At 48.2% G+C, this 16,950-nt stretch carries 15 protein-coding genes and 2 tRNA genes; 4 read left to right on the top strand and 13 right to left on the bottom strand.

Annotation, left to right across the window (positions count from 1 at the left end; genetic code table 11):
* The first annotated feature begins 37 nt into the window (after positions 1–37).
* Both qatC and qatD read left to right on the top strand, forming a co-directional pair.
* On the top strand, positions 38–1,336 hold the full coding sequence (gene qatC / locus ACHZBS_RS22460) for a Qat anti-phage system QueC-like protein QatC (protein WP_319408732.1): 1,299 nt from the start codon (positions 38–40) through the stop codon (positions 1,334–1,336).
* Positions 1,333–2,088, top strand: coding sequence for a Qat anti-phage system TatD family nuclease QatD (gene qatD, locus ACHZBS_RS22455; protein ID WP_319408731.1), 756 nt, complete (start codon positions 1,333–1,335; stop codon positions 2,086–2,088). Before qatC ends, qatD begins: the two co-directional genes overlap by 4 nt.
* A gap of 297 nt (positions 2,089–2,385) precedes the next feature.
* On the opposite strand, the gene istB is transcribed toward qatD, so the two are convergent.
* From istB to ACHZBS_RS22400, 11 genes are all read right to left on the bottom strand, one after another.
* Positions 2,386–3,141: an IS21-like element helper ATPase IstB gene (istB, locus tag ACHZBS_RS22450; RefSeq protein ID WP_319404673.1), complete on the bottom strand. Its 756-nt coding sequence runs from the start codon at positions 3,139–3,141 to the stop codon at positions 2,386–2,388.
* Entirely contained in the window at positions 3,138–4,604 is a 1,467-nt protein-coding gene (gene istA / locus ACHZBS_RS22445; RefSeq protein ID WP_319404672.1) for an IS21 family transposase, read from the bottom strand. Before istA ends, istB begins: the two co-directional genes overlap by 4 nt.
* Complete coding sequence (locus ACHZBS_RS22440; protein WP_319404671.1) at positions 4,601–4,978, bottom strand: helix-turn-helix domain-containing protein; 378 nt, start codon at positions 4,976–4,978, stop codon at positions 4,601–4,603. Before ACHZBS_RS22440 ends, istA begins: the two co-directional genes overlap by 4 nt.
* On the bottom strand, positions 4,938–5,459 hold the full coding sequence (locus tag ACHZBS_RS22435; RefSeq protein WP_319404670.1) for a hypothetical protein: 522 nt from the start codon (positions 5,457–5,459) through the stop codon (positions 4,938–4,940). Before ACHZBS_RS22435 ends, ACHZBS_RS22440 begins: the two co-directional genes overlap by 41 nt.
* A gap of 176 nt (positions 5,460–5,635) precedes the next feature.
* Positions 5,636–5,869: a hypothetical protein gene (locus ACHZBS_RS22430; RefSeq protein ID WP_319408730.1), complete on the bottom strand. Its 234-nt coding sequence runs from the start codon at positions 5,867–5,869 to the stop codon at positions 5,636–5,638.
* 221 nt (positions 5,870–6,090) lie between these two features.
* The gene (locus ACHZBS_RS22425; RefSeq protein ID WP_319408729.1) at positions 6,091–6,495 is read right to left on the bottom strand and encodes a hypothetical protein; all 405 of its coding nucleotides are present in this window, start codon (positions 6,493–6,495) and stop codon (positions 6,091–6,093) included.
* 54 nt (positions 6,496–6,549) lie between these two features.
* Positions 6,550–11,298, bottom strand: a complete 4,749-nt coding sequence (locus tag ACHZBS_RS22420) for a DNA polymerase (RefSeq protein ID WP_319408728.1) — start codon at positions 11,296–11,298, stop codon at positions 6,550–6,552.
* A gap of 16 nt (positions 11,299–11,314) precedes the next feature.
* Positions 11,315–11,569: a hypothetical protein gene (locus tag ACHZBS_RS22415; protein WP_319408727.1), complete on the bottom strand. Its 255-nt coding sequence runs from the start codon at positions 11,567–11,569 to the stop codon at positions 11,315–11,317.
* A 132-nt stretch (positions 11,570–11,701) separates the two neighbouring features.
* Positions 11,702–12,784, bottom strand: coding sequence for a hypothetical protein (locus tag ACHZBS_RS22410; protein WP_319408726.1), 1,083 nt, complete (start codon positions 12,782–12,784; stop codon positions 11,702–11,704).
* 68 nt (positions 12,785–12,852) lie between these two features.
* Positions 12,853–13,971, bottom strand: a complete 1,119-nt coding sequence (locus ACHZBS_RS22405; protein ID WP_319408725.1) for a hypothetical protein — start codon at positions 13,969–13,971, stop codon at positions 12,853–12,855.
* Between the two features lie 201 nt (positions 13,972–14,172).
* Positions 14,173–14,934, bottom strand: a complete 762-nt coding sequence (locus ACHZBS_RS22400; protein ID WP_319408724.1) for a hypothetical protein — start codon at positions 14,932–14,934, stop codon at positions 14,173–14,175.
* 127 nt (positions 14,935–15,061) lie between these two features.
* On the opposite strand from ACHZBS_RS22400, the gene ACHZBS_RS22395 reads away from it, so the two are divergent.
* Entirely contained in the window at positions 15,062–15,196 is a 135-nt protein-coding gene (locus tag ACHZBS_RS22395) for a hypothetical protein (RefSeq protein WP_319408723.1), read from the top strand.
* A gap of 314 nt (positions 15,197–15,510) precedes the next feature.
* Entirely contained in the window at positions 15,511–16,671 is a 1,161-nt protein-coding gene (locus tag ACHZBS_RS22390) for a site-specific integrase (protein ID WP_319408722.1), read from the top strand.
* A gap of 36 nt (positions 16,672–16,707) precedes the next feature.
* On the opposite strand, the gene ACHZBS_RS22385 is transcribed toward ACHZBS_RS22390, so the two are convergent.
* Both ACHZBS_RS22385 and ACHZBS_RS22380 read right to left on the bottom strand, forming a co-directional pair.
* Positions 16,708–16,785, bottom strand: a tRNA-Glu gene (locus tag ACHZBS_RS22385).
* 16 nt (positions 16,786–16,801) lie between these two features.
* Positions 16,802–16,877: transfer RNA gene (locus ACHZBS_RS22380), tRNA-Lys, on the bottom strand.
* Positions 16,878–16,950: the final 73 nt, after the last annotated feature.

The raw sequence follows: 16,950 nt of genomic DNA, 5'->3' as shown, positions 1-16,950 counted from the left end.
AACTGACCGTAGGAGGGTCAGGCTCGGTGTTGGTGAAATGGCCACCAATTTACAGTTTGTTGCGGCAAGGGGGAAAATCGCCTACGGTATCGGTCGGGCAATGAGCCATCTCCTTCGGCTGGGGCTCTATCCGACTGAAATCGGTCTCGATATCTTGGTCTTAGCCGCACATGTCCATGCTGCCGATACACGCATCTCGCGGGCAAGCGAATCTCAAGATGGCTGGACGCGTGAGATCCGACTGGTTGTGCCCGTCAGTGATCCAGATAGATGGATACCCTCGTCATCATTATTGGTACGAATGCTGAATTTTCTGACCGGAGACCGTTGGTCCGTTGGTTTCCGTAATCGCCCGCGAGACTTCAGCTCACCCATCCCTCTGCGACCGGCACAATTGTTCGGTCCACCCTTCAATACATTGTCTCTATTTTCTGGTGGTCTCGATAGCTTAATTGGTGCGATAGACAGATTGGATATAGGTCTTGTACCACTATTTATTAGCCATGCAAGCGATGGAGCAACAAGCGAGGCTCAAAACAATCTTTTTGATGCTCTTAAACAAGAATATACAGACCGTGACTTTAAGCGTTTACGCCTCTGGATGTCCTTTCCAGACGGCCTTGTAGACGGATCGGATAGCGAAAGTACAACCCGTGCCCGATCATTCCTGTTTTTTTCTTTTGGCATCTTTGCTGGATCTGGCTTTGATGATGAATTCACCCTTTTGGCTCCAGAGAACGGTCTAATTGCCCTCAACGTACCGCTTGATCCGTTGCGTCTTGGAGCACTTAGCACCCGTACTACACACCCTTTCTTCACCGCACGCTGGAATGAACTTTTAACGTTGATTGGGATACCTGGAAAGGTGGAAAATCCATACTGGAACCGTACAAAAGGAGAGATGGTCGCCGCCTGCACAAATAGCGACCTGCTGCGCCGCATCGCGCCAATTTCCCTGTCCTGTTCGTCACCATCAAAGGGTCGCTGGCAAGGTCTGGGCATCCAACATTGCGGTAATTGTCTTCCTTGTCTTATTCGTAGGGCCGCATTTGAAAAAGGGTTCGGTCCAGGGGTGGATCGAACCACGTATACGCTAACAAACTTAACGGATCGCCCGTTAAACACTCGACAATCCGAAGGTCAGGCCGTTCGCTCGTTCCAAATGACTATTCAGCGATTGCAAGATAGGCCGGAGCTTGCGAGAATTTTGATTCATAAACCTGGTCCACTTTCCGATGAATCGCCAGCACGTCAGGATGCCTTGGCAGCGGTTTTCCTACGTGGGATACAAGAAATTGGATCCTTTCTTGAAGGTGTCAGGACGATCCCTGCATGACTAAGACACCATGTCAGCCAGCGGTGGATTTTCACTGCCATATTGATCTATATCCTGATCATGAAGCTGCTATCAATGCTTCCGAGACAGCCGGCGTATACACCCTTGCTGTAACGACTACACCGAAGGCATGGCCCCGCAACCGTGATCTTACTAAAGGAATGCATTTCGTCAGAGCCGCGCTTGGTCTTCATCCGCAGCTTGCAGCTGAACGGGCACATGAAATTAATGAATGGAAACACTATCTCCCTGAAGCTAGGTACATTGGAGAAGTCGGACTTGATGCGGGACCCCGCTTTTACAAAACGATGAATATCCAGAAAGATTTATTTCGGACCATACTTGAGCAATGTGCCGAATCTGGGGGAAAGGTATTGAGTGTGCATAGCGTTCGAACAGCACCCTTAGTTCTTGATATGATAGAAGAATATTTGCCAAATGATCGTGGCAAGGTTGTTTTGCATTGGTTTACAGGCGGCCGTTCCGATTTAGTGAGGGCAGCATCGATAGGCTGTTATTTTTCCATCAATGCTGAAATGACCAAAACTGAACGCGGTAGGAAGCTTATTGCTGAATTGCCTAATGATAGGCTATTAACAGAAACCGATGGTCCATTTACGAAAATTAAAGGCCGGCCGATGCATCCAACTGATGTTCATTTTGTCGTAGAAGCTGTTGCCAAAATTCGTAATGAGCCAATTAAATTGATTAATGACATCATCCTTAAAAACCTCAAGGAGTTGCTTTCTTGATTGTTAGGTTTGTCGGTTCTCATACCATATCGCAATCTACCTTCCAGCAGGAGTATTCGAATAATCTTAACCCAACAACTGGCACTCACACTCCAATCGCCGGCCAATCTGTTCCTCAATGACATCCCGCGCCTCCATGTCATCGTATCCCCATTTACGACAGATCTGTTCCAGATTGTTAGCGGCGGTCTGAAAATGTTCTATTTTTGGCGATTTCAAATTGCATGATCCAACCAATGAGGATTTCAGTTGCCGGAACCCATTTCGAGTGAGCCCGGCTACGTTTTTACACAACCATCATAATTCGATTTGTTCCTTCATCCGGAAGCTTTTTCCTTGGATGAGAACGGTTTCGGCATGGTGCAGCAATCTGTCGAGAATGGCCGACGTAAGCGTGCTGTCGTTGTTGAAGATTTCCGGCCAGTCCTTGTAGGCGCGGTTGGACGTGATTACTAAGGCGCCCTGTTCATAGCGCTGACTGATAACCTGGAACAAAAGGTCGGCTCCGGCCTTGTCGATGGGTAAAAAGCCCAGTTCGTCGAGGATCAACAGTGATGGGCGAGTATATTTTTTCAGTTCCTGTTTCATTCTTCCCGCCGCCTGGGCCGCGGAAAGCGTGTTGATCACATCGATGGCGGTGGCAAACAGCACCGTATATCCTTTGAGGCAGGCCTCGTAGCCCAAGGCGGACGCCAAATGGGTTTTGCCGAGTCCCACGCCACCCAAGAAAATGACATTGGCCGACTGCTTGACAAACTGCAACCGGAACAGTTGCTGAACCTGAAGGCGGTTGATTTTTTTTGGCCATGTCCAATTGAACTGATCCAGCGTTTTAATCACCGGAAAGCGTGCCTGGTTGATGCGACGTTTGGTGGAACGATCTTTTCGCAACGCCGCTTCGCCGTCGGCCAGTTTCTCCAGATAGTCTTCGTGCGACCAACTGTTTTTGGCGGCTTTTTGGGCCAGCGGATGATGGTGCTCACGCATAAACGGCAATTTCAGGTATTTGAGGTTGAGTTCAAGGGGAGGGTCCGGCAGTTGCGTGTCAGTCATGGTCTCTCCTTTTGGTAGATGCTCAAATCGGGCGATTCCACCGTCAAGTCCAACAGATCTTCACGGCGGGTCAGATGCAAAGCGCCGGGTTTTGGCAGACAACGTGTGTGCTGTTCGAGCAGGTTGGCAATATACTCACAGGAGAACGCCTGGAAGGTAAAAGCGTCTTCCAACGCTCTGGCGACGGCTTCTGGGCTGTAGATTTCGCTTAGGGCGACGATTTTCTGCACATGATGATAGGGGTTCATGCGACGCTGTTCGAGCTTTTGATAGTATAGCGCGGATTGGGGCGACAAGGAGAGAAAGCGCATCACGATTTTCTGTTCACGGGCCTTCTTGCGCCAGAGCAAAAGCTGTTTGGGGTGATCCGGATCTTCGATGTCCAGATGGCGGTCATAGCTGCGAGCGTGGCGGGCAATCAGCTTGTTGTCATAATAAAGGCAAATCCGATCGGGATAGGTTTTCAACGTCAGTTGTCGGCCGGCATACTCGGCCGGCACCGAGTAGCGGTTGGCATCGAGTGCCACGCGGAACTGGCTCGATGCCCGGACCTGGGAGACGGTGGCGATGTCGAACCGGTGATGGGGCAACGGATTGAGATAGGCCCGCTCATTTTCGAAACGCACAATCGGCTGCTCGCGGGTCTCGCCGTGGATGCGCACGTTGGCCACCGTGTCGAGCCAGTGCCGGGCTGCCGGATGAATCGCGGTAAAATCGGAGATATCCAATCCGGCCAACAGGTTCTTTTTTACATAGCCGACACCGTTTTCCACACGCCCTTTTTCATTGCCCTTGCCCACATTGCAGGCCGCGATGGTAAAACCGTAATGATTGGCAAAGTCCAGGTATTTGGGGTTGAACACCGGCGCCGTTCCCACAATGCGCTTGAGCACGGCACTTTTAAGATTGTCGACCATGATTCGTTGGGGAACCCTGCCGAAGAACTCAAAGGCGTTTTGATGACATCCCAAAAAATGCTCCATGGTTTGGGAGACGGTAAACTCGACATACATCATACGGCTGTAGCAAAGGACCATGACAAAAAAGCTCAGTCGTCTGCGGGTGGAACCGACATTAACCGCACCAAAGGAACCCCAGTCCACCTGGGCACACTCCCCCGGAGCAAACGACAAGGTGAGAAAGGCGCGGGTCTTCGGCGGTCTGACCTTGCGGACATACTCCTTGACGATGGAATACCCGCCCTTAAAGCCCTGCTCACGCAGGCGTTGAAGAAGCTGGATTGCCGTGTAGGGATGGGCTTGGAGCAGACGGACAATATCGCTTTTGAAAGGATCGAGCTTACTGGCTCGCGGGGAACTTTGTCTGGGTCTGAACCGCGTTTGGTCGAGCCATTTTTTGACTGTTCTCACGTCCATGGCCAGTTCCCGGGCGATCTGTCGGGCGGTCAACCCGTCGTGTTGGTTCAGATGCCTGATTTTGCTGAAAAGGGCGTAATCGATCATTGTCTGCCCTCCCCGAGGTGCTTGAAAATCTGTTCAACGGATTGGAGGGTGCCGGTCTGCCTGATTGGTTCGGCATCGATGGCCAGGACCTGATACAACGGATTTCGATAGGCAATCAGGCCGATGTCGACCAGTTCGTCCCGGGTCCGGACCGAGGTGTGCTCATCCATGGCCAGACGCTGGGCCAGGGTTCGGGCAGAGTAATAGCTCATCCCCCTGGCATCGGCTACGGTGACCAGAAACAGGTACAGCGCCGCAGCAGCATGGGTACAGCGATCAATATAGTGGTCGCTGACCAGGCGGTGATCGAGCCAACTGAACCGTTTGGGTGTTCTACGGATACGGTCGGGGCAAATGGGTTGTTTGGCTACCATGGCGGCCTCCTTCACATTGGGGGTTAAGGATATCGTTGCCGAATTGTTGCATGCGACGGGCGGCCATGACGATGTCATCTTGTAACGCATACCCGGTTAATTGGGCAATAATGCCAATTAATACGGAAGGTTGTCGCGTTAAGAGATCTTGTAACGCATTGTCTGCAAAATCGGTATTATTATCAATTGTTTCAAGAGTTTGTTGGATCAAGGGATCTTGTAACGCATCGGAGGTGATTTTTGGTTTTCGGAGCCAGTAGCCAGGGTTGTCGTCTCGCCAGCGTTGGACCCGTTGCACATTCTCCGGCCCGCTAAAGTAATCGCGGTTGTCTGGTTTTTGGAGCCATCGCCTCTGACTGGCAGCCTTGCTGGCCTTGCGGCATTCAGGTTGGCGGCAGTAGCGTTGTCTATCTCTATTTCGAGGATCGGGAACGAATAAGATATGGCAATGACAACATTTTTTACGCTTAATCCCTGGCATCGGTCGCAGCCCTCCTGCGTACCAATGATACAGGAATTGAGATCGATTTGAATAATCGGGTGCGGCAAGAAAATGATAGAAGAAAAAGAGAAGAAGATCGTTTAAAATTTACATTATGGAAGAAAATGGACGGGGAAGGACCTGGACTATTTCAAACCGCCAGGAAGAAAACAGTTTTAGAACGCCGCTGGCACCAGATACTTGAATGGTTTCCAGGCAGGATTTCGAGGGTCATGATCCTGGCCGCATGAATATCGGATTTCCCGCAAATCGCCATTTTGGTCCATGACCTTGTATTGTTGGAGCTTTGACCGAAGCAGCTCAAGGTATCCCCGCATGAACCGCTGATAAATGTCAGGCTGGTCCAGATCGGTGTAGGTTTTGCTGGGAAATGTGAAGGTATTGTGCATTCAAGATTTCCTCCTTGCTAAAAATTTGCGGTTTCTGAGTAAAATCGTTTTTCGATTTCAGTGGAAAATCGATTTTTATCTTTTGATCTCCCTAAAACCGCAGATCCAGGAACGATCTTTAAAAGAAAAATTTCTATCATGAGCGCTTTACTTTTTAATGGTTGCCGCCGCCCGGAACTCAAGCAAAACCATCATGTCAATATCCTCAAGGATAATTTGCATTAAGGGCTTTCCCCTGGTTTCGAAAGGATCTCATAACAATCATCGGGGAAGGTTTCGTGCCGCCAACTTCCTCCAAAGAATCTTCTTTCTTGCTGTATTCCCACAATCTCCACCGCTTGAAGTATGTGGCAATCGCAATGGCAATCACAGCCATAATATTCGTCGATCATCATTTTGACTTCTTTCCAATTGTAATGGTGCTGTTCACATAATGCTTTTAAGTTGTCCAGTCTGTCGAAGTGACCATATCCGGCATTTACACAAGACCATAATGGGGTAATCCCAGGTCGCTTTATTAATACGAGTTTGTTTTTAAGAAATTCGTGCAATTCACGTAAAAAATCTTCGAATTTGCCTTCAGGCGTTAACTCCCATCTTGTGAATAAACCTACCTCTGAGACCATTTTGTATTTCTCCTTTGCTTTGTCTGTTCAGTTTCAATATTTTGTCTCAATGAATCATTTCCATGAATCCCTGATCACAGGTTCCACTACCATTGGCACTTCTGGCAATATGTCCTTAAAGGCCTGTTCCATACAGCTTTTAACCGTCATCGCCGCATCGTCAGCAATATCTTCCCTTGCCTCGACAATCACTTCATCATGCAGAATGTGAACGATGCCGGCATGCTGACCCGCCAACTGATCATCCAGCTCAAGCAACGCCAATTTGAACCCGTCGGCCGCCGTTCCTTGCACCGGATAATTGTATAAGGAATTGACTTTTGTATCCTCCGATACCTTAAGCGTCCTTCCCAATCGAGTCGAAATAACGCCCTCATCCTTCGCTGATGACTCAATCCCATCCCGCCATTCCTTTATCCCCGATAACGCCATATCGTAATTGAATATCATCCTCTGCACACTTTCAAAATCGTACCCGAATCCCAAGCGTGCCAAATTTCCATAAATCGAATAGGCAGACTGACCATTATTAAGACCAATCACAATTTCCTTGCCCAATTTCCGGTATCGGTCTCCAGACACATCCGGCCTCATTATGATCCTTGCCATTTCCAAATAAATATCCTTACCCGCCTTAAACAAATTTATGGCTGCCTGATCATTCGAAAGCCCAGCTATGATCCGAGCTTCCTGTTGGGAATAATCCGCCACAATGAATTTGTACCCCTCCCTGGCCCGGAACAGCGACCGCATCGGTCCGTCTTTTTTCACTGTCTGTAATTGCCGATAAAAACGCCCGGTCTTGGCACTCAACTGATCTATTGAATCTCGGATACGGTCATCGTGTCCCGTTTGGGATATGTAAAATTCGACATCCCGGCACTCATGCTCGGTTTTCCAGTAATCAAGAAGATTGCAGCACATGGCCCGGATACCGGCATTGGCTATCGTCTTTACGGAATACTCATCGAATTCGGCTAAGGATAGAGCATGTGCCGAATTCAAGTGCTCTTTGATTTTCTCCCTGTCATTTAATAAAATACCTGTCGGAATTGTCTTTGACAGTTCAGCAGCGAGGTTATCCATTTTGGCATTGAGAAAATCATAATATCGCAGCAGACCTTCAGCATCGATACCAATGCCAGCAGCCTCAATCTTGGCGGTGACCCAGATCACTTTCGATTCAAGAGCAAAGACCGTTTGAAGCCCCATTGATTTGACCTGCGGCTCTTGCCTATCCCAGACATCAACCAGCCTGTGGACTATGCCACTCCTTTCCAGTCCCTCCGGTAAACCGTGGCGTTTGAACACCGTCTTCAAATTCATGCACCGATACTCGACCTCGCCATTAGCGATGAGCTTTTCCGCGATGATCACATCAATGATTTCACACAGAGACAATCCGCAAGATAGAAAGGCCTTGGCCACATGCTTGCCGCTATTGGTAACTATTTTAATGCCAGCTCCAGTAACGATGCCGTTTAGGAAAGATCGCAGCTCTGATGATTCCTGATCCAATGTTATCGCCTTAAATTCTGATCCCCACCCAACAAAGGCGGTGTTTTCATCCTCGGAAATATAGATCGACACCAATCCGGCTGGAATTGGACTGACTGGCTCCAGACAAGCTTCAGTCGGCTGATACGAATCGATGTCAATCCGGCCGACAACTCCAAGATCATTAATATGTCTGTAAAAATCCTTGACTCGATCAGGATTCCCAACACCGGCAACAGCATTACCACGAGCATGTGGAAGTTTGATTTTGAATTTCTCAAAGTGAGAATTCGAAGATTTGAAGTGAATTAACAGATCCGACCATTGATTGGGGTTGGAAAGAATTATATCCTCATTGGTCCATACGACTGATTGCTTTCGGATAAGATTAACTAACCGAACATATAGATTTTTATGTTCAAGTGAATTTTGGTTATATAATATATTTAAAGCCAAAATTAACTTAATCTTCTCATTTACTGACAATTCATCAACATCTTTAAAGCAGGTATATCCACTGCTATTAATCTCTTCCGAACCAAACAATTGGCTGGTCATGCAATTGCCTTTAAGCTCAGGAATTAGATCTTTTACGTCATTGATCAATCTGGCCAAATTCCTCTGAAATTGCTTGGCTATAGCCCCCTTTGATTTCACATAAACATTTGCCAGAAAGCCGATGTCCTGATTCAGGAATCCGAATTCCTCAACAAACGGTCTCAATCGCTGGATCGCTAATTCCTTCCAGTTAGCATTTTGGGATCTATCGATTACATTGTCAGGTTCCGGAAGCGTAGAAGGCCATCGGTTAGCTGCCAGAATAATATCCACACGCGATTTATGGACAGGTCTGATCCTGTGGATGCATTGAATAAGATCCCATTGCATACAGGCCTCTATCCACTCCATGCGCATGTCTGTGTCTTTTGCATCTGGAAACAAGATGCAGGCATCCTGGGCGGCACTGTTCAGGTTTGGATACGGCAGCCCGATCACCAGCACAGCGTCACATGCCTGATAACTATTGATTCCACGTGGGCCACCGAAATGATATTGCATGAATTGTCTGGTTGGATCGATTCTGTTCAGGATGTCTAGCACCTTTTTCTCATTGTACATATAGGTGACAACCATAATCCGCTGTGCTGTGGTTTGTGAAAGCATATCAGCCAAAAGTTTTACCAGATCTGGTTCCCTGGAAAATTGCATGGTCCTGCGGCTGGTATTGATCTTGATATGGACCCGGTGACTATTCCAGGCGACATCCGCTCGCACAGTTTTCAGCCTTCTGCCAGTTAGAGCGCTGTAAGCCTTTGCATCACCGGTGGCATCGAGAATCTTAATAGGAGTGCCATGATATCCGAACCGGGTAATGCGTTTAGTGCTGTATTTGACATCTCCATTTCTGGCGATATGAACGAAGGAGAGAGTGCTGGGCGAGGTCAAACCTATTAACCAGCCAATGGCATTCAAATCGATTTCCTGCCGGTACAGGTTGATTCTGGACAGGTTGTCGAGGTTTTTTGAAAGGTTGGTCAGGATAGCAATCACATCTTCATCGGTTCTGTTCATACGCTTGGCCAGCAGCTCGATGATGGTGGTTTCCTGGATGTCCGAGTCTATCAGTTTGCGTCCATTGATGATCATCGCATGGGAGCCACTATCAACAAGTTGCGTGGATATTTGCTGGATGATGTTGAGCAGGTGCCTGATCGTTGCTGCATCCACGCCGTCGACGATCTTCAAGACGGATTTCATCTGCAGCTCCGAGCAGGAGTCTTCAAGCATCAACCCGGCTTTCAGATTTTCATCGAGAATAATCAGATCAGGCGTGGAAATCTGATCCTGAAGATACTGAAGCATGTGAAGGGTGACGAAATACACGCCTGGCCCATAATCACGCCGTTGGTTGTAATATTCGCAAACAGTGGCACGATGTTCACAGCCGGTGCACAGGATTTCGGATGGCGAGAAGCCTTTAGCAGTGATTTCCTTTAATTCGGCCGGACGTAAACAGGTCTGCTCACGGGGTTGCAACAGATAGAAGCCATCGTTTTCCTCAGCCAGTTCACAAATCTTGGCATAGGCTTCACTTTGAAGAGCACGGTTGAAGGCGGCATAGATGACGATACGATTCTTCCCGATCGAAGAAATTGCATGTAGTGCCGCATGTGTTTTCCCGACGCCTGGTGTCACGACAATCAGGGCATCATCTCCGCTGTTCAATTCCTGGACAATCAGGATGCGGGCATCGTCAAGGCTGATATAATTTTCTGGAACGGACAGATCAAAACCGTTTTTCGATGGCTTGTACCAACCGCCACTATTCTTTATTCCCGCCCAGCGATGAAGCGGCATACCGTTATGGGCTTCACAATTAACATTGAAGCATCGTAGTTGATAACTCGGTGGATATGCCCTGGCATTGGAGGTTGGCTTTCCGCATACCGGACAGTTTAGACCTCGAAAGGATATCGCCTGTGCATCTCCTCTTTTTTCAATCTTCGATACAATGCCTTTTTCTCCAATCATTTCCTGCATTACAGTCAACCCAATCGGCTCCATATCCTTTCTGATTTGAACATGGCTGAAAGGATTTACCGAGACGTCAGCTGCAATCCGCTGGTACTGCTCGATACGTTCTCCCAACGGACCGATCGACTTCAGATCCGAAATAATCGGCCCATTGACCAACCATTGAACACACGCGATGACTTCCTCCGGATCGGGCCTGCCAGAGGTAACTTGCACATAGTCATCGAGTGTGAACGCTGATTGGGTCAGCTTATTCTTTTCAATTATGGCGCTGTGACCGTCTGTAAGGGCTTTCTCGGTTTGAAGAGGATCACCCTTATATGCAAACACCTGGTGGGGAAAATCTGTCTGTGTGGAAGGTCTGAGATCATGAAGGTGTGGCATTTCGATCCGCATCCAATCCAGAAACGCCAGATATGCTTGACGATTAAAGAGCAGATTGGATACGGCCCGAAATCCGGTACCACCGGTTGCGATGATTTTAAAATGATCGGCAACGCCGAGTTTTTTGATCGCATTGAGGGTCGCCTGTGCGAATGTGATGGCACTGATGATTCTGTCGGAGCCTTCCAGTCCATCGGCACCATCGATATCAATGAGCGGCTGATACAGTTCCTGGCTATCGACAACAACTTTTCTGGCCAGGTATACGCCGAACGATCCGCCGTAGATGTTGTTTCTATTGTCATGCAGCAATGCCAGAAAATCCTCACCGGACATGGAGCTGTATGGCTTTCCGCTTGCGAGCGTGGTTTTGAATGTGAGCAGCATCAGATGGTTCCAGTCCCTATTGTTCGATCACCGATTCTTCAATTTGCCCGCTTACTCGCTCGTTACTTGATTCAGTGTCGGTCGCCTGAAAGTCAGCCTCGACGCGCTCAAGTTCGTCAATCTGATCGCAGATAATCTCACGTGCAATGGTTGAAGCGGATGTCAGCTGATCGAGATCATGAAGGTTTCGTTTGGCAGCTATCGTCCGCAGTCGATCCCGATAGCTTTTGGCGATGCTGATGGTCAGAGATACTTTTTCTTCTAAAGACATGGATACTACCTCCTTTGAGAATTTATGTTTTGTTACCGGCGGATCAGGACATTGACCAGCTTGCCTTCTGGCATAAAAGTCTGGTTAGCAGCCAGAGACCGAGAAACCTTCACTGGTCAACTTCCGGGCCAATTATGCAAAACAGGTTTGCCGCCCGACCAAACGGGATCGCTGCCGACCTTTTGGGTTTGAAGCCAGGACGGTCTGAAGCAGGGAGATGTCGCAATCCTTCAACGCATCAACGACGGAAAGTGTGTTTATGAGGCTGTCAACCTGGCGTTGATTCCGGCACCTGAACCGTAGCTCTTTTTCAAGGTTTGGGATCGTGTAGCCGTTGGCATACAGGTCATTGACCAAATTTGCTATCGCCAGCCAATTGTGTTCCCGGAGCATCTGAAGTTTGTCTCTTCGCGGAGTTATCGCCTGAATAGCCTGAAAACTCTGACCATTACAAAAAGGGCATGGGCAAAGATTTAATGCGGTCGGCGGCACATGAACGGAAGTGCGTAGGTCTATCCTCGACAAATCCAAAGGATTGAGGAAGCTCATCTTGTCGGCCGCATACCGCCACGTCGTTGAATCGAGCGACACCCATTCAAATAGATTCCAGGCCGCATATGCACACATGACGATGACCGGAAGGCTGGATGTGCCAAGCAGGTGCACCCGTGTTATTCCCCGCTTGTAAAAGCTGACCAGGAAAAGGGCCAGTTCCAAAGGTTTGAGGGTGCGAACCGGCATGGACACGCCGTCGAAATGAACACCGCGTATTTCATTTAAAAAGATATCGACATGGTCGAGGGTATAACTCTGCAGCGGCTGAAAATATTGGGCATGGGGTACAAGGGCGTTCTTCCAGGCAAATGACTCAAAGGCCCATGGAATGTTGAACTTGAGCTTTTTGTAAAATTCCAGCTGCTTCTGGATGCCGTTGTCAAGCTTCCGAATCGGCCAATCCAGTCCAATTACGATATCGGGCTGGTGTATGGCATTCGCCTGCATGACCTGCTGCGGCGATATGTTCAATTCCTTGGCCGTGTTTTTCAACGGGAGGCTCGAATCAAACGTTATCGCTTTTTCTTTTTCTTCAGCCTTCAGGAGTTGATAGCCGCTTGAATCTCCAATCGAATGCCGTGCCTTCGCTTTCCGAAACATTTTCTTCGCGGCGTTGATTTTCTGGGAAGTGGAGCCATGATCAAGGACGTTGATGAGCACACTATCGATTACCAATGACGGCAAGTTGTTGGCGTCAGCCCCCGCACAGGAATAAATCGGAGCACCCATCAAACCGTTCCTCCATTTCCACTGCCTTCTGGTTCGGAGGGATGGGCGAGACGCTGATGCAATACCGCAAGCTCCTGGATGAACCTTCGTATTGTCTCAACCTGCTGCGGGGTGGGGCTTTCCTGACTGTCGGCGATCTCGATGAGTGCTTCGCCGATTCTTTTCAGCTCTGCTGTCAGAGTTGGTCCATCGGTTGGTGTGGGATTATTGGCCGGCAGATCTTGATCGCCATCAGGATCATTTTGATGGATTTCTGGTGCTGATGCGAGGCCTCGATTACCGTTGAGTGTGTGGCGCTCTCTGCTTGCAGACCTTTCTGTCTGCGGGGATTGCTCACCAACTTGCTCCAGCATTGGAGGTGTTTCAGGCTTCTGGAATTCTGCCAGCCATTGCATCACCTCATTGGATATGGATTCTGCAATGGCCGCTGGGTCCTTTTGTTCAGATTGGCGGATGGCTATTGCGATCTGCTTCTTGGCCTGAATCGCTTCGAAGAATGTTTTGGTGGCGCCGGCATCAACCAGGGATTCCATGGCAGCATCGTCAAGCCTGTCGCCATGCTGCAGGTATTTATTGATGGTCGTCGGCGATTTGCCGAGACGATTAGCCAATACCACCCGGATGTTGTTATCTCTGGAATCGGTGAAGCCGGCACCACGCCGTGCACCGCCATGGGTAAACAACACCAAGTCATCCGATGTCCCGTGGAGAATCCGATACAGTTGACAGGCATTTCGAACCAATTCCGAGTACTTACACGTTCCGCCCTGGGGCATGACCCTGACGGCAGCCTTCCTGATGGCCAGTTCGGTATCGGAATGATGGTTGATTTCAGAAATGTAACAACGGACGGTTGATCGACCATCTGCCTTGGCCTGTTCGATGTAGTGCCATCCATCGATACAGAAACACGCCTCCTGCGTCCGAACGACAATCGGATGGCTGGACAGGGTGGGCGTTTTGAAATCCGGGATGATCGGGCAGGACTGAATGTCGGCGATGGCCAATTCAGCGATGTCTTCGCGACAGGTACTGTATCTGTCGCCGATGGTCTCTTTTCGAGACTCCCGGGAGGGTTGAACCTGGGTACTGCTTTCTGGACTACGACCTTTTTCCATGTGCCTCTCCTTGCGGAGAGAGACCACTCAGAAAAAGGTAACTATGTTAGGCCATATGCGCCTCCTGTAATTGGTTTTATGAAGTAATTGGGTAAAATTATTTTCCAAAGGTCTCTCTTTGTTTATTGTATATAATTTATTGTTAATTGATGAAGAATTCGGACATAATAAAATCTAACTATTTATTATAATTTGTATTAACTAAATTTTTGAAAATTTAAATTGGAAGGGGGAAAGCTCGACATAGATTGTTTCCAGTAAAATCTTGTTATTTTCACGATTTTTTTTAATTTCTATGCGATTAAAGGCAGTATAGGCTTGCTGGAGGATTTCATTTGCCTGTGAATTAGCATTTGGATCATTAGAGTCAAGTCTCTGGGCCTGGCCCCACAAATCTAACAACCTTATTATTTGTTTGTCGTCATGAACTTCTACCCCGTATGGTATTTTCTTGTCGGCTCCAACAGCATAATATTCCCTTGGAGCTATCCTGAAAATTTTTCCACCCGCTTTATAGATAGGTGTAATGGGTCCATCACTAAAGGCGTTTCTAGCAAAATGATTTTTAATGCCCATTTCACGAATTTCACTGTATTTAGTACCTACTGCCTTCAAATGTCGCCTAATTGTCCGCTCGGTTTTGTAAGACGGAAACAGCGGTTGACGCTTCATTACTAAAGAAGGGTCCTTTTCCCTCATAGCTTTCTGATATGCAGCTATGGCATCCCTGGATTCGTCCGTAAGCTGGATTTCACCATTATCCCGAATAATTTTCTTTGTGGTGATAGCCGATTTTACATCACCATTGGCATCAATCACATGCTGTACGCGCAATACAGGAATTTCGTCCTCACGTATCCCGCTATTGTGGATCAATCGAGATATACATCCCAACTCTTCCTTTGAAATGTGATTATTTTCCGTATTTTCAATGTCTTGTATGATTATATCGATATATTTCATTGTATATTTACCATTATTACAATTAGATAAGCTATATTATGTCCGCATTCTTCATAGCATACCAATAAACTACATATCCATAAAAATTTTAGTAAGGCCAGCATGGCCATGAAAGGTGGTGAAAAAAATGGTTGATGAAAATGAAAAACGACGAATTCGGCTGAAACTTGGTTGGGAAAAGGAATATAAGCCGATTGTCATTAAAAGGCACAGTATGAAAAAGCGAGCAACGAAAAGAAAAAAGAAAAATTTCAAAGACTAAAAGAAAGCAGGGTCCCAATCCTAGAGATTCAATTACGGCCGCTGCAATACGACAGCGGCCACCCCACACCAATTACCTTTCCAAAGAAACAGTTAAGGGTCTTATCAGACCGATAAACCGAAGATGTTACCTCTGGACCCGGAAAACAGAGGTCATCGTGGAACAAATCAAAGCTCATCTCGGTCAAGTGTTGAGCGCAAAACAGGTAGCAGAATACACAGGGCTTGACGTAAAGACGGTACGCAAATACTATCAAACGTTAGGCGGAATACGTGTGGGAGCACGTATCTTGTTCTTTGAAAAGGAGCTAATCAATGCCATACAAGCGCAATCAGAAGTGGTATGCCCAAGTCCGCAAAGAGGGCCAGAAGCGCGAAAGCGTGTTTCTGACGAAGAAGGAAGCGGTGGACTGGGAAGCCGACATGCGAAGAAAACCATTAAGCGAGTGGTCAAAGAAGACCGACACGGCCTGTATTGATGATTGGGTGCAGTCGTATCTGGATTTTGCCAAAACCAGCTTCGCGGTGAAGACCTACCAGGAAAAGAAGGCGATGTTCAAACGGTTCTTGAAGCATGTGGATCCGACAATGCCCGTTGAAAACCTGAAGCCGGCGGCTGCCATCAGTTATGTAATGTTGCAGAAGGCAGACAGGTCAGGATATGCCGCGAATAAGGATCGTAAGAATCTGGTAGCTGGTTGGAATTGGGGTATGAAATACATGGACCCTCCCCTACCCGGCCCGAACCCTTGCTTGGTGGAACGGATGCCCGAGATCAGGCAGCCCCGCTATGTCCCCCCTGAAGAGGATTTCTGGAAAGTATACGAAGCCGCCGATGGTCAAGATAAGGTCATGTTGCTGGCGTTTTTGCACCTGGCAGCCCGGCGAGGGGAAGTTTTCCGTATAACCTGGGCGGATGTGGATTTCGGGAACAGCCGGATCAGACTCTGGACCCGGAAACGTCATGGCGGAACCTACGAATACGATTGGTTGCCCATGACCCAGGAATTGCGAAAATCCCTACGGTGGTGGTGGGAAGAGCGGCCGATTAAGGACCAGGCACATGTTTTTCTGTGTCTTGAAGACAGTCCCTTCACCAAGGAATATTTTGGCCAGCCATTTAAGGTTCGGGTTCAATTCATGCGCCGTCTTTGTGACCGTTGCAAAGTCAAACGTTTCGGATTCCATGCAATCCGACACTTGAGCGCATCGATTTTATTCAACCAAGGTTATGACGTCGGTGTAATTCAGACCATTCTTCGCCATCAAAGTCCCAATACCACTGAACGTTACCTGCGAAGCATAGGTTTGGAGCGCGTCAGAGATGCGCTGGAGAACCTGTCAACGGGAAAAGGCAAAGTCCTTCCCATGAAAATGGATAAGGATGGCGGTCAAAACAAAAAGCCGTCAGAGGAGCCGTCAACAACCCCGTTCACTGGAAACAAAAAAGCCGCCCTGCAGGTAGTATCTGCGTAAGCGGCTGAAAACAGGGAATTAATTATATTTAATAAGTGGCGTCCCCAAGGGGATTCGAACCCCTGTCGCCGGCGTGAAAGGCCGGTGTCCTGGGCCAGGCTAGACGATGGGGACGCAAACTTTTATCTTCTGGTGGGCCGTGTTGGACTCGAACCAACGACTCTCTGCTTAAAAGGCAGATACTCTACCGACTGAGTTAACGGCCCAAAAGAAAAAACGTAAGTACACGCCCGGCAACTGTTTGTCAATATGAAAATCAGGGATAGGAAAACTTTTTAG

It is taken from the genome of uncultured Desulfosarcina sp. (assembly GCF_963664155.2).
In the GTDB taxonomy this organism is placed as follows: Bacteria; Desulfobacterota; Desulfobacteria; order Desulfobacterales; family Desulfosarcinaceae; genus Desulfosarcina.
The sequence above is the reverse complement of the archived record's forward strand: the minus strand, read 5'-3'. Positions and strand labels throughout refer to the sequence as shown.

Excerpts from the sequence above, each read along its gene's own strand:
- ACHZBS_RS22430 (WP_319408730.1), bottom strand. The coding sequence starts at position 5,869 with ATGCACAATACCTTCACATTTCCCAGCAAAACCTACACCGATCTGGAC.
- qatD (WP_319408731.1), top strand. The coding sequence starts at position 1,333 with ATGACTAAGACACCATGTCAGCCAGCGGTGGATTTTCACTGCCATATT.
- ACHZBS_RS22405 (WP_319408725.1), bottom strand. The coding sequence starts at position 13,971 with ATGGAAAAAGGTCGTAGTCCAGAAAGCAGTACCCAGGTTCAACCCTCC.
- qatC (WP_319408732.1), top strand. The coding sequence starts at position 38 with ATGGCCACCAATTTACAGTTTGTTGCGGCAAGGGGGAAAATCGCCTAC.
- ACHZBS_RS22420 (WP_319408728.1), bottom strand. The coding sequence starts at position 11,298 with ATGCTGCTCACATTCAAAACCACGCTCGCAAGCGGAAAGCCATACAGC.
- istB (WP_319404673.1), bottom strand. The coding sequence starts at position 3,141 with ATGACTGACACGCAACTGCCGGACCCTCCCCTTGAACTCAACCTCAAA.
- ACHZBS_RS22415 (WP_319408727.1), bottom strand. The coding sequence starts at position 11,569 with ATGTCTTTAGAAGAAAAAGTATCTCTGACCATCAGCATCGCCAAAAGC.
- ACHZBS_RS22400 (WP_319408724.1), bottom strand. The coding sequence starts at position 14,934 with ATGAAATATATCGATATAATCATACAAGACATTGAAAATACGGAAAAT.
- ACHZBS_RS22435 (WP_319404670.1), bottom strand. The coding sequence starts at position 5,459 with ATGCCAGGGATTAAGCGTAAAAAATGTTGTCATTGCCATATCTTATTC.
- ACHZBS_RS22440 (WP_319404671.1), bottom strand. The coding sequence starts at position 4,978 with ATGGTAGCCAAACAACCCATTTGCCCCGACCGTATCCGTAGAACACCC.
- ACHZBS_RS22425 (WP_319408729.1), bottom strand. The coding sequence starts at position 6,495 with ATGGTCTCAGAGGTAGGTTTATTCACAAGATGGGAGTTAACGCCTGAA.
- ACHZBS_RS22390 (WP_319408722.1), top strand. The coding sequence starts at position 15,511 with ATGCCATACAAGCGCAATCAGAAGTGGTATGCCCAAGTCCGCAAAGAG.
- istA (WP_319404672.1), bottom strand. The coding sequence starts at position 4,604 with ATGATCGATTACGCCCTTTTCAGCAAAATCAGGCATCTGAACCAACAC.
- ACHZBS_RS22395 (WP_319408723.1), top strand. The coding sequence starts at position 15,062 with ATGGTTGATGAAAATGAAAAACGACGAATTCGGCTGAAACTTGGTTGG.